Consider the following 13161-nt stretch of genomic DNA (forward strand, 5'->3'; position numbering starts at 1 on the left):
AAAGCTCTTCGTCAACTCGTGATTGCCCAACACGAGTTGACGAAGAGAGATTAGTCGTGATAAATAATTTGTACACCTGTTCGGTCAATTTCCAAAGGAACAATATCATGCTCTGGAAAGGCTTCTGTTAATAAATGGGTAATTTTTTTTACTTGTTGAGGGGGTACTAAAGTCATGACCGTCGGTCCCGCCCCACTTAAATATGTACCGTATGTATATTCTTTTTTTAATAATTCACGAATTTGAACCAATTCTGGTACTAAATGTTTACGATACGGTTCATGAAAGACGTCACTTTCAATAATATGACGAATATATTTCAAATAACCTCTCGCGATTTGAGATACAAAAACATTACTAATTGCACTACCTTTTGCGGCTTCTTTTAAAGAGAGCATATCCGGTAAAACGCCTCTACTCTCTTTTGTTGACAATGGTTTTGCAGGAATACAAGCCACGCCCACAACATGATTAACATAAACTTTTGACCAAAAGACACGTTTATTCATGGCAGCACTAATAACCAAGTTTCCAATCAAAGCAGGAGCAACATTATCTGGATGTCCCTCATACTTTGTTGCTAGTTGTATTTTATCATCTATTGATAAATTTAAATTACCTAAATAGTTTGCTAATTCTATTCCTGCAATAATGGCAGATGATGAACTTCCTAGACCTCTGGTTGTTGGTATATTCGTTCTCATGCGTAAACGATGTGGTTTTAATTTATGACATGTTCTCTTAGCAATTTGAATGATTAAATTACGGTCATTATTTGGTAAATAAGGAATATCATGCTCGATTATCCATTCATTTGTTTCTTCCAAAACATCTAATTCTAAATATAACTGAACAGCTATACCTATCGAATCAAATCCCACTCCCATATTTGCCGATGTTGCTGGCACTTTAATGGTTATCATCTATTCTCCTCCTTTAAAAAATAGTTAAAGACACAACATCAACAACAGATTGTTCTTTTTGTAATGCGTCTATCACAACTTTATGTGTTGCAACCTTTTCTAATTCGGTCATGACAAACATTGTGACATGATTTTCTTCTTTTAGAATTTCTACTTTAGAAACATTTACACCATGCTTTGCAAAAACTTGTTCAATCATTGCACTGTCATCAAAACCTTGTTGTAAATAAATACGATAATAATAGTCAAAGAACACTTTATCGGTCGATAAAAAGGCTGTTGGTTGTTGATACGTTGAAAATGGTCTACCTGTTTTTCCAGAAAGTATATTCACACCAATCGCCATAATATCACTTACAACTGAATTAGCCGTTGGTAATTTACCCGCACCTGCTCCGTAAAACATCGTTTCACCCAGTGCTTTCCCTGTAACATAAACCGCATTATTTTCTTGGTGAACAGTCGATAATGGATGTTCTTTTTTCACAAAACTCGCACCTACTTGTGCGTACACTTGTCCATTCTCACACTTCGTCATTCCCAATAATTTGATCACATAACCTTGATTATCCGCAAATGCCATATCGTGTTTATTTAAATGACGAATACCACTTATATCCATATCGTTTAATTGAATAGCCATTCCAAATCCTAAACGCGTTAAGATAACAACTTTACGTGCTGCGTCTAAGCCATCCACATCACTTGTTGGGTCTGCCTCGGCAAACCCAAGTGCTTGTGCTTGTTTAAGTGCTTCGTCATAACTTAAACCGTTTTGAATCATTTGTGTCAGCATATAGTTCGTTGTACCATTCAAAATACCAACAATTTCTGTCACCTCATCTGAGGCCATACTTATAGTTAACGCACGTAAAATAGGAATACCGCCACCAACACTTGCTTCATAATAAAAATCAACACCTTGTGTTTTAGCAAGGTCAAACAGTTCTGTTCCATAAAGTGCAATTAAATCTTTATTTGCTGTCACAACATGTTTGTTCGCTTGCAAAGCACGTTTCACATACTCATAAGCGACCGTTGTTCCACCAATCACTTCAACAATAATATCCATATCTGGTGTTAACAAATCGTTAATATCAGTTGTAAAAAAAGTATCACAACTATTGATAATTTCTTGATAAGGCTCTAACTCACGCACCAATACTTTTGTCACACGTACGTTTTTACCTAATACTTGGCTCATTTTTTCTTGATGATTTTGAATGATGTCAAAAACACCACTTCCAACTGTTCCAAACCCTAATATTCCTACTGATAAATATTCTTGCATACATATACCTCCAAGCCAATTATCCTTATAGTATAAAAGATTCTATTAAAAAGTCTATACTTTCTCACAAGTTTTCTCATTTTTTTGTAAATACTCTATTGTACTCATGTGATTGACAATATGTTCTATAAATCAAATGCTTTAATATCCACTTAAAACAGATAAAACTGAAGTAACATAATATCGCTACTTCAGTTTCTTTCTATGCCATTTCTATCAAAAATTTGACATTTTTCTACAAGTACTTGCATATCTTTTGGCATTGGCGCATGACACGTAATTATTTCATCAGAAAACGGATGCTTAAACGCCAATTTTTCACAGTGTAAAGCTTGTCTTTGTAAAGACGTGTCCATACGTCCACCGTATAAATCATCTCCAATAAGCGTTGCCTTTTTATGTGTAAAATGTACTCTAATTTGATGTGTTCGTCCTGTATGTAATTTAATTTTATACACACTCATATTATAACCACGCGCATAGAGCCAATATTCTGTTCGTGCCTCTTTTCCAGAACCGTCTGCTATGACTTGTCTTGTCATTATTGAATCCGGTACACGCCCAATAGGAGCATCAATCACACCATACTCAAATAATTCATCAGATTGCTGTGCTATGGCTATGTATTGCTTGTCAACTTGTCCAGCACGTAATTGTTTATCTAATTGTCCATGTGCAAACTGGTGTTTAGCAAATAACATCACACCCGAGGTATCTTTATCCAAGCGTGTCACAATATGAATCACTTGATGCTCATTATTATTTTGGACAAAATAACCTTTCACTCGATTTGCCATAGAATACTTTGGATGTAAGTAAGACGGAATCGAGGCAACACCTGCTGGTTTATTGACAGCTAAAACATGCTCATCTTCATACAATATATCAATCGGTAAAAAAACAGGTATCACATTTGGCTGTGCCTCTTCCTTTGGAATGACCATACGAATGCAATCCCCATTTTTTAAGACATATCGTACCGTTTCTTCTTTTCCGTTTACCAATAATTGTCCACCGTGGAATTTTACTTTTGCCAATAAACGTCTTGAAATATCGTGTGCTTTCAAAAAAGCTTTCAAGGATATTTCTACTTCTTTTTCGTATGTCCACTCAAAATACATTTTCTGTCTTCTTTCCTACTTTCCAATAAATGAATTTTTCGTACGCATCCAAAAATCAATATTTTTATAATTGATAAAATGAATATGTTCCTCACTAATGGATACCGTTATTTCAACATTGTCTTGGGTTTCAAAATGAATTGGATCAATATTATCAATCACGACAAAAGGAGAAACCGCATCTTTCACGATTAAACGCACACTTTCCCCTTTCGGTAAAATTAAAGGGGAGCCTATCGTTTTATAGACCCGATTATTTAATGCAGCAATTTCTGTTAACTGCATGGCTTCCATTTTCGGATGCAATAATGCTCCTCCTAAAGACTTGTTTAACCCTGTTGATCCCGTAGGAGTGCACACACACAAACCATCTCCTCTAAAAATTTCAAATAATGCATCATCAATACTCACTTCACATACCAAAGTGCCCGTCAATGTTTTCACCGTCACTTCGTTCAAAACCATGTGCGAGATACATTTATCAGATTGTACAATATTCACTCTTAATAAAGGATATTGATACGTTTGATGTGTTTTTTCTTTTAAACATGCCACAACATCTTCTAGTTCTTCATCTAAAAAATCGGTATAAAATCCTAAATTCCCAGTATGAATTGCCAAAAAATGAACATTACTTAGGCGATGTGTATACTGATGAAATGCTTTTAATAAAGTACCATCTCCACCTATGGAAATAACAATTTCTGGATGTTTTTCATCAATTTCTACTGATTCTTGTTCAAGACGTGTTAATAATGCTTGTTTCACTTCTTGTGATTTATTTGAACGACTTACTACTAATGCGATTTTCATATGTTAACCCCTGTCTATTTCGACATATTTCCTATCATTATACCATATTACTTGCATATTCGGAAAAATATCTTTAGAATGACAACAACATTACTAAAAAGGACACAAACTATGAGCAAAGAACTAGAAAAAGAATTGAAAACAGGCTTAACAGAAAGCGAATATCATCATTTATATACATTTCTACAATGTGACAAGCGACCACTTATCTCACAAGAAAATTATTATTTTGATACATTCGATAATCAATTACTCAATCATAAACTTGGATTACGCATTCGCTTAGACGATACACATGGAGAATTCACATTAAAAGTACCCGTAGCAGAGCATGAAAAAATGGAAATAACCGATATATTCTCTCTTGACTTAGGAAGAGCTTATCTACAATCAAATACCTTCCCAAATGGTCATGTTGTACAAGAACTACGTCATTACAATATATCAAGCACAAATCTTATTCAAATTGGTACACTCAAAAACGAACGATATGAAATAGAAACATTAGATGGGTTGTGGGTTTTGGATAAAAGTTATTTTCAAAATGGTATAACATACGAACTAGAGTTTGAATATGAAACAAATACGAAACCATTTTATGATTTTTTAGAAAAACACGGTATTCTATTTAAGGCATTACCGTCAAAATTAGCACGTGCTGTCAATCGTCAAGCATAATTTTGGCAAATGTATTTAATAAATGTTATAATACAGATACAAATATATGACAATTTTGTAACAAAACATTATGCGAAGGAACTTTTAATATGTTAGATATGCCTTTAAATCAGAAAAAAGAACCTGCACACGTTTTAGATATTTACTTATTTATTGATCCGATCGACACGTCTTGTCATCAATGTGCAACAGAAATACTGGACTTTTTAAACACATTAAATATGAAAGTATATACTCATTTTATTCCGTACTTTAATTTAAAAACGATTGATGAGTATATCAAAAAATATCAATTACCAACAACAGATTTAACATTACGTAATAAGATATATGAAACAGATTATTTAATTGGATTAACTTATAAAGCGGCGACTTTCCAAGGAAAACGTAAAGCACGCCAATTTTTAGCGCAATTAAAAGTCCTAACCGATACTTATCGTCATAACTTAACCGATGAAGATATTTTAGGTATTGCTGAATTATCCAATTTAGACTTATCCATGTTATTAGAAGATAGACAATCAGAAAATGCAAAATACTTATATCAAAAAGATTTAGAAATTGCACATAAATTTTCAATTTCTAAAGTGCCGTCTATCATTGTCTTTGACTCTTGTAGACCTAATGGTATTTTGATTGAAGAAGATATTACAGTATCTCATATACAACATGTTATCGAAACAAGTATGGATTGTTTAAAAGCAAAATAACAAGCTCTCCGTCATTAGTTGACGAAGAGCTCAGATTGTTGACAATAGCGATAAAAAATCCAACATATTTTTTAAAAATTGAAAAATATGTTGGATTTTGAATTTTAAAATACTAAATGAAGAATAATATCTCAAAAAATGGCTATCTCTCGTGAGTAGAATTGCCATTTTTTTCATATTTTGGGCAGCACAAGATAACCAAGTGTACTGCTGCATCTTGGCTACTCCTCTATATTGTGCAAACCGATACCCATGATTTTGTTTAGAGTCTGCAAAGCTACGCTCAATCGTTTCTTTCCGTCGTTTATATAGTACTTTCCCAAACGTAGATAATCGACGTTCACGACATCTATCGTATACATCAGCATCTATCGCTCGACGTAGTATCCGTTTATTACTGTTATCGCTTATACGATACTGCTTATATCCTTGTCTATCAATGTTTCTGTAGGTGTAAATTTCTCCCGTACGTGTATCCGTAAAACAATCTCTAGATGAATCATATCGAAAAAACTTATGGTCAGGATTGCGATGAAAACGTCTATACCCAATCACAGAAAATATCTTTTTCTCTTCTAAAAATTTTAAAATGTCTTTTTTATAATATCCGCTATCTAACGCGACACAATTAACATCAAATTTAAATTTTTCCATCACATACGTTAATCGTGACACATACGGTACACTATCATGAACATTTCCTGGCGTAATAAAGCAGTCTACAATAAAATTGTGTTTACCATCTACACTACGATGGTCTAAGTACATAAATCCTTTTTCTTTATTATCCCGATGGTAATAGCCGCTTTCTTTATCAGTCGTACTTTCTTTTATGTTTTTAGAGATGATTTTATCTGTGTAGCTAAAAGGCTTTTTTCCAATAGCTTCTCGTTCGGCGTTGATTTCGTTTTCTAAATCTCGCTTACGTTCTTGAACCACTTCAATAACGGTGTTTCTAAATTTATTTTTATTGGCGTTTGCTTTAATGTGTGTGGAATCTGTGAATAATGCTGTGCCGCTAATTAAATGATGTGAGATAGCTTGGTGTACAATAGTATTAAATATATCTTCAAACACAGAAGTCCCTTGAAAACGGCGACTATAATTTTGAGAGAAAGTAGAATAATGTGGGGTAGGTTTAGAGAAAGGGAGGTTTAAAAACCATCTAAATGCTACATCCGTTTCGACACGTTTAATGGTTTCTCGCATGGATTTAATGCCATAAATATCTTTTAAAAAGACCAATTTAAATAAAACAACAGGGTCTAAACTATTGCGACCATTCGTATGGCTATAATAAGGAGAAGTAATCTCATAAATAAAATTGAAATCAATTGATTTATCAATTTTACGTAGTAAATGGTCTTTTGGTACTAATTCGGACAATGTGTTTAATATGATTTCATCATTTGGGTGAGTTTCTTTATAAAACATAGATTTTTCCCTCCTTTTTCTTATCTCTATTATACCACTTTTAAGCGTTATTATCGTATCAGACGTTGTGGTACGAATGGCTTCGTTCTCGCACATGGTAGAGAACGAGCGATGTATCGTGTACATCGCGGTAAGAAGTACAACTTAACGTCTGATACGAAAAAAGACTGTCGACATTTTAATTTGTCAACAGTCTGAGCTCTCCGTCATTAGTTGACGAAGAGCTTTTCTTTTTTATATTCTAAAGTACAGATAATATATCCGTCATCTGTTTAATTATTTTTTCATCCGTTTCACGAATATCGTACTCACTAAATTCTTTTAACCCCATGTGAATATGCTCTTTTTTATACAACATATCACCCGCATGTACCGTTGCTCCAGATAAATGGAAACTTGTTGCACCTGTTGTTTGGTGTAAATATGTCACATTATCCACTGTAACGCCACTCCCAATTAAAATATCGACTTTTCGATTGGCTTGTTGTATCAACGCTTCTAAACAATCTACGCCTAAAGGTGCTTTGTCTTGATGTCCCGCCGTTAAAATAGTATCCACGCCTAGTGAGATAGCATCTTTCAATGATTTCTGTGCATCAACCGTCATATCAAATGCTCTATGTAGTGTAAAATGTTTGTCATGAGCATGTACTTTATCAATAATAACTTTCATTTTTTGTAAATCTAATTCACCATGCGGTGTAAGGACACCACAAACAATACCGTCCACATCTTGTGCCAACAAGCAATCCAATTCATCCAGTAACCATTCAAATTCACTATCTGTATAACAAAAATCCCCTATTCGTGGTCGTAGCATAGCAAATACCGGAATATTCGTATGTTCCTTTACCATTTTTACTAAACCTTGTGTTGGTGTAATACCTCCTAATAATAAAGGTCCACACAATTCTAAACGAGTAGCGCCTCCTTTTTGTGCATTGATTGCAGACGTCACACTATCGACACATACTTCCAATACATAGTCTTTCATATTTGTTCCTCCTATTATGTATTTTTCATCTTTAACCGCTACTGTAAATTGTAATACGTGTCCTCTTAAATTGCAATATATCCATATAAAAAGCATGTTTTATTACCGCACAATAACAGCAATCTTACATATTATATAGTAACATAAACAAAAAGTTGACCTAACAGTCAATATCTATTTCAAACAACAAATTTAATGCTACTCAAAAAAGCTTGAAATCAACTTGTTAAACAGGTTGATTTCAAGCTTTTTACTATTTTACTTAAATGATAATAAATTATATAATAGCCTCAGTTTTTATACGTTTTGTTGCATGCGATACATTTCAGCATATTTTCCATTTTGAGAAACGAGTTCTTGATGTGTCCCTCTTTCCACAATTTCACCTTCATGTAGCACAAGAATTTGATCTGCATTTTGAATAGTTGACAAACGATGAGCAATGATAAACGTTGTTCTGCCTTTTTTTAACACATTCATCGCATGTTGAATAATTTCTTCTGTTTCTGTGTCAATATGTGAGGTTGCTTCATCTAAAATTAAAATTTTAGGATTAGAAGCCAATGTTCTGGCAAATGTAATCAACTGACGCTCCCCACTTGAAAAAGCATTTCCTTTTTCAACAATAGGTTCATAAATACCTTTTTCAAGTTTATCAAGCATAGGTTTAGCACCAACTTTGATTAGCGCATCTAAAATAACGTCTTCTGCTATATCTTCATTATCCATGGCAACATTACTTGCAATCGTTCCTGTAAATAAATATGGATCTTGTAGCACTATACCCATATCCGAACGAACACTCTCACGGTTATACTCTCTAATATTTTGTCCGTCTATTAAAATACGTCCTGATTGCGCGTCATAAAAACGAAATAGTAAATTGATAATGGAACTTTTTCCTGAACCGGTATGCCCAACTAATGCCACTGTTTCTCCTTTATGAGCGTGTAATGAAATATGTTTTAAAACAGGTACATCTTCTTTATATCCAAAACAAATATCTTCAAAGACAACTTCTCCATTTGTCACATGTAATAAAAGATCACTATCTTCTTCGGGTTTTTCATCTAATAATTCAAACACACGCTTACCAGTCGCAAACGAACGCTGCATTCCTGGAAATAGACGTACAAGTAATCCTAAAATATTAAATAAGCGTTCTGTATAGTTGATGTATGAAAAAATAAGTCCAACAGATACTCCTAATGTACCACCTATCCATTGATAACCAACAAAGGATAAAATCATCAAAATAACAAGTCTTTTAAAGACGTCAACCAAGCTCCACGAAATCGTCGACTCTGCATTCAATATACTTTTTTCAGACGCAACCATCACATCTGATACGTCTTGAAATTGTTTCATCACACGTTTTTCTTGGTCGAATAGTTGTAAAATGCTACTCCCATTCATCACTTCGTTTACAGAAGTATTGACATCACTTCTCGCTTCATAAAAACGATCCATTTGTTTTGTTGTGTATTTGCTATAAATGCGTTGCCAAACGAAGAAAATCGGCACCAGCCACAATAAAACAAACCCTAGTGTAAAATTTAAGGAAAATAAAATACCATAAATAACAAATAGTGGGAAACCTTGTACTAAAACTTGTGCTAAAAGTGTACCATAAAATTGCGAACGTAATGTTTCAGTATCATTCACAATACGACTGGAAATTTTTCCTGCTGGCTTGTTGTCAAAATAAGAAATGGGTAAAGATTGCATTACATCGTATGCGGTATTTCTTAAATGTTCGGCAATGGTATTGGCACATGACATCATCACATACGTTGCAACATAGCCGATAGCACTACTTATGACTGTCATCGTAATAAACAATACAAGGTTTAACATAATATTTGCCATATCAAAATTTCCAACGGCTAAATACTGATCAAGTACATTTTTTATCAATAACGGAGCAAGCTGTGTACCTAGAGTGGATATAACAAGGAAAATAAGACCAATGGAAAATAATTTCCATGTAACACGAACTTGTTTAATCAATCGAATGAGAGTCTTCATCTTCTTCCACCTCCAACTGCTGTCTTTGATATTGTTCGTAATACCATCCTTTTTGTTCTAGTAATGTTTGTGGTGTTCCTTCCTCTGAAATGACACCATTATCCAATACAATAATCCAATCGGCATGCATCACACTTGATAAACGATGCGATACAATAATATTCGTTTTATCTTGCCTTATTGCTTGAATGTGTTCAATAATTTTTCTTTCCGTTTTTGCATCAACTGCCGATAATGAATCATCCAAAATCAATAATTCTGGTTGTTTAATAAACGCTCGAGCAATTGAAATACGTTGTTTTTGTCCTCCAGAAATGGAAACACCTTTTTCACCAACAAGTGTGTCAATCCCGTCAGACATACGCTCTGCATCTTCTGTAAAAGCTGCTGTTTCGATAGCTGTAGCTATATCCAATATATCGGCATTTGGATTTCCTACTAAAATATTTTCTTTGACACTTTTTGAAAAAAGGACATGCTCTTGTGGCACATATCCAATTTGCCGCTCGATACTTTTTCTCACAAACTGCGTAACAGGTTCTTCATTGATAGAAAATTTTCCTGTTCCAATTGGATATTGTAATAATAATTGTCTAACAAATGTTGTTTTCCCACTTCCTGTTTTTCCAACCACACCGAGTGTTTGTCCTTTATGAAGTGTCACTGCTATATTTTTTAAACTTTCTTCTTGTGCTGACATATATTTAAACGAATACTGATTAAAGGAAATGGAGTGTATCATATCAAGTTCTGTTGTGCCATCTTCTTGTAAGTCATCACTACTGTTTAATAATTCCATCAATTTAGCAAAAGATACTTTTCCTGATTGATAAATGAAAATAAAGTCTGTTAACATCCAAATAGGGTCCATGAAATATAAAGCATATAATTGTAAAGCAACAACTTGCCCAAGTGTTAAACGTCCGTCTTTCATATATAACGCACCCATACCGACAACAATCATCGTACTAAGTGATACAAAAATCATCCCTAATCTTCCGTACATAGCTTGATAACGCATAATACCATTTGCTTTTTGTTTTAATTGTGATGTTTTTTGTCTAAAACGTTTTGTTCCTAATTCTTTTTTACCGTATGCTCTTGCCACACGAATACCTTCAACGACCTCTAATACTTCATCACTTAAATTAGACACAGCCTCTCTTGATTTTTCAACTGCTACTTCTTGTTTCTTTTGGAACCAAATTAAAATCGCCCCTAAAAAGACAAATGGGGTAGCAGATACCAGCATAATTTCCCATGAAATTAAACTCATTGCCGGCACAATAAAAAGAAAAACAGCTAAAGAATAGAGTACACTCATCATGCCATATCCCATAAATTCTGAGAAAGCTTCCGTATCATTTGTAAAACGAGTTAACATATCTCCAGAACGAAACTTTTCATAAAACTGTGCTCTCATACTTAGCAATTTCCCAAACATACGTTGTCTTAAATTTGCTTGAAATTCGATTTGATTCCCAAATAAAATTTTTGCCCAAATATAAAAAGAAATGTATGCAATTATGGTAGCACTGAACAAAATAATGAGTTGTATCAATAATTCCTGCGAGGTCAATACATTATTTGTCATCTTATCAATTAAATGCTGTGTAATATTCGTCGGTACAAGTACAATAAAATACTCAATAAAAATTGTCACAAGCATGATGATATAACTTAATTTCTTCTTTTTGACATACTGCCAAAGTGCTTGTATCATATTATCCTCTCCTTTTTTAACATACAAAAAAACTCCATATCAAACATAGTAATACGTGGCATAGCACACCAAAACTATATTTGATACAGAGTTCATAAAAATACAAACTTATTTTATATCAAAAAACCAAAAGGAGTTGTTGGACATACTATGCAATTTACGAAACGTATAACGATTTGTTTTACCATGTTTGGCAACTCCTTTCCTCAAAAATATGCTATTATTTTAACATATTATTCACTACCAATCAACAGAAAATGAAAAAATAGTGAGGAAATATTTGTTTGCCGAGTTGTAAAATAAAGTGCAAAAGCAAAATAGTGTTATAAAAACAAAAAAAGACAGATAATTAACTTACTAAGATTCACCACAAAATTAGAAAGGTCATTATCATGTCTAAAACAAATTATAACACAAAAAAACAATATAAACAGCTATCATTGGTTGAACGTACAAAAATTGAAACGTTATTAAACGAAAAAAAGCCAATACGATATATCGCTGAACGACTCGGAAGAAATGTATCCACAATTTATAGAGAAATTAAACGAGGAAGCGTTAATCAAATTGTTAATCGAAATGGTATCCAACGTGACGAATTAAAATATTACGCTGAAACAAGCCATTACATCTATAAAGCTAAGCAACAAAATAAATATCATCATGATTTAACTGAAAAATTTAGTCAACAATTTTTCAAAGACTTACAACAGGTAGTTACTGAAAAATATAGAACCCATAGTATTGATACCTTTGTACATTGGTATCGGCAAAATCATCCTAATGAAAAAGTCCCTTGTACGAAAACGGTTTATACGTTTGTTCATCAAGGTATTATCCCTATCAAACCAATTGATTTACCCAAAATGGTAAGCATTAGAAAACGACCGAAAAAAGAGAACACCAAAACATACAAGAAAAATATGGGTACATCTATCGAAAATCGACCAGACGTAGCGAATAATCGTACAGAATTTGGACATTGGGAAATTGATTTAGTCTTATTTAAGAAGACAAAAAATGAAGCACTATTATTAACGTTAGTAGAACGACAAACACGTTATACAATTATACGTAAAATGAATGATAAAACAGCACAATGTGTCTTACGGACATTAAAGAATATTTTTAAACAATATAGGAAATCAACCTTCAAGAGTATTACATCTGATAATGGGTCAGAATTCGCCTCGTTATCTGAATTAGAATCGACATATTTAAGCATTTACTATGCACACCCTTATTCATCTTATGAGCGTGGTACTAACGAAAATCATAACGGACAGATACGGGAGTTTTTACCTAAGGGTAAATCTATCAATACCGTTAAAAAGTCAACTATTCGTAAAATAGAATCCTGCTTAAATCAGAAAATACGGCGTAAATTAGGTTATCGTACACCTGCAGAGTTATTTTTATTGCGGGTAGATTAATAGTTTAATAAAA

11 protein-coding genes are annotated in these 13161 nt (G+C 33.4%); 3 read left to right on the forward strand and 8 right to left on the reverse strand.

Going from position 1 to position 13161, the window contains the following annotated elements; genetic code table 11:
- Nucleotides 1-50: 50 nt before the first annotated feature.
- The 4 genes from H1220_05490 to H1220_05505 form a co-directional block, all read right to left on the reverse strand.
- Nucleotides 51-920 (reverse strand): homoserine kinase, encoded by an 870-nt coding sequence (locus tag H1220_05490; protein QMI86665.1) that lies wholly within the window; start codon nucleotides 918-920, stop codon nucleotides 51-53.
- A 16-nt stretch (nucleotides 921-936) separates the two neighbouring features.
- Nucleotides 937-2214, reverse strand: a complete 1278-nt coding sequence (locus tag H1220_05495) for a homoserine dehydrogenase (GenBank protein QMI85183.1) — start codon at nucleotides 2212-2214, stop codon at nucleotides 937-939.
- Nucleotides 2215-2405: 191 nt separating this feature from the next.
- Nucleotides 2406-3335 (reverse strand): RluA family pseudouridine synthase, encoded by a 930-nt coding sequence (locus tag H1220_05500; GenBank protein ID QMI85184.1) that lies wholly within the window; start codon nucleotides 3333-3335, stop codon nucleotides 2406-2408.
- 15 nt (nucleotides 3336-3350) lie between these two features.
- Entirely contained in the window at nucleotides 3351-4148 is a 798-nt protein-coding gene (locus H1220_05505; GenBank protein ID QMI85185.1) for an NAD kinase, read from the reverse strand.
- 111 nt (nucleotides 4149-4259) lie between these two features.
- On the opposite strand from H1220_05505, the gene H1220_05510 reads away from it, so the two are divergent.
- Entirely contained in the window at nucleotides 4260-4826 is a 567-nt protein-coding gene (locus H1220_05510) for a CYTH domain-containing protein (GenBank protein QMI85186.1), read from the forward strand.
- A gap of 89 nt (nucleotides 4827-4915) precedes the next feature.
- Entirely contained in the window at nucleotides 4916-5536 is a 621-nt protein-coding gene (locus H1220_05515; protein ID QMI85187.1) for a DsbA family protein, read from the forward strand.
- 30 nt (nucleotides 5537-5566) lie between these two features.
- Here the strand turns inward: H1220_05515 and H1220_05520 are convergent, their stop codons facing one another.
- The 4 genes from H1220_05520 to H1220_05535 form a co-directional block, all read right to left on the reverse strand.
- A complete protein-coding gene (locus H1220_05520; GenBank protein QMI85188.1) occupies nucleotides 5567-6970 on the reverse strand; it encodes an IS1182 family transposase in 1404 nt (467 codons plus the stop codon).
- Between the two features lie 241 nt (nucleotides 6971-7211).
- Complete coding sequence (locus H1220_05525; GenBank protein QMI85189.1) at nucleotides 7212-7964, reverse strand: copper homeostasis protein CutC; 753 nt, start codon at nucleotides 7962-7964, stop codon at nucleotides 7212-7214.
- Between the two features lie 297 nt (nucleotides 7965-8261).
- Nucleotides 8262-9992, reverse strand: coding sequence for an ABC transporter ATP-binding protein (locus tag H1220_05530; protein ID QMI85190.1), 1731 nt, complete (start codon nucleotides 9990-9992; stop codon nucleotides 8262-8264).
- Nucleotides 9967-11715, reverse strand: a complete 1749-nt coding sequence (locus H1220_05535) for an ABC transporter ATP-binding protein (GenBank protein QMI85191.1) — start codon at nucleotides 11713-11715, stop codon at nucleotides 9967-9969. The genes H1220_05530 and H1220_05535 overlap by 26 nt, the downstream gene beginning before the upstream one ends.
- A gap of 392 nt (nucleotides 11716-12107) precedes the next feature.
- Between H1220_05535 and H1220_05540 the strand changes: the two genes are divergently transcribed.
- On the forward strand, nucleotides 12108-13148 hold the full coding sequence (locus H1220_05540) for an IS30 family transposase (GenBank protein QMI85192.1): 1041 nt from the start codon (nucleotides 12108-12110) through the stop codon (nucleotides 13146-13148).
- The last annotated feature ends 13 nt before the right edge of the window (nucleotides 13149-13161 follow it).

Source organism: Carnobacteriaceae bacterium zg-84 (assembly GCA_013874835.1).
In the GTDB taxonomy this organism is placed as follows: Bacteria; Bacillota; Bacilli; order Lactobacillales; family Aerococcaceae; genus WM01.

Coding starts and splice junctions, on each gene's coding strand:
- H1220_05520 (QMI85188.1), bottom strand. CDS start 6,970: ATGTTTTATAAAGAAACTCACCCAAATGATGAAATCATATTAAACACA.
- H1220_05495 (QMI85183.1), bottom strand. CDS start 2,214: ATGCAAGAATATTTATCAGTAGGAATATTAGGGTTTGGAACAGTTGGA.
- H1220_05500 (QMI85184.1), bottom strand. CDS start 3,335: ATGTATTTTGAGTGGACATACGAAAAAGAAGTAGAAATATCCTTGAAA.
- H1220_05540 (QMI85192.1), top strand. CDS start 12,108: ATGTCTAAAACAAATTATAACACAAAAAAACAATATAAACAGCTATCA.
- H1220_05525 (QMI85189.1), bottom strand. CDS start 7,964: ATGAAAGACTATGTATTGGAAGTATGTGTCGATAGTGTGACGTCTGCA.
- H1220_05515 (QMI85187.1), top strand. CDS start 4,916: ATGTTAGATATGCCTTTAAATCAGAAAAAAGAACCTGCACACGTTTTA.
- H1220_05530 (QMI85190.1), bottom strand. CDS start 9,992: ATGAAGACTCTCATTCGATTGATTAAACAAGTTCGTGTTACATGGAAA.
- H1220_05505 (QMI85185.1), bottom strand. CDS start 4,148: ATGAAAATCGCATTAGTAGTAAGTCGTTCAAATAAATCACAAGAAGTG.
- H1220_05510 (QMI85186.1), top strand. CDS start 4,260: ATGAGCAAAGAACTAGAAAAAGAATTGAAAACAGGCTTAACAGAAAGC.
- H1220_05535 (QMI85191.1), bottom strand. CDS start 11,715: ATGATACAAGCACTTTGGCAGTATGTCAAAAAGAAGAAATTAAGTTAT.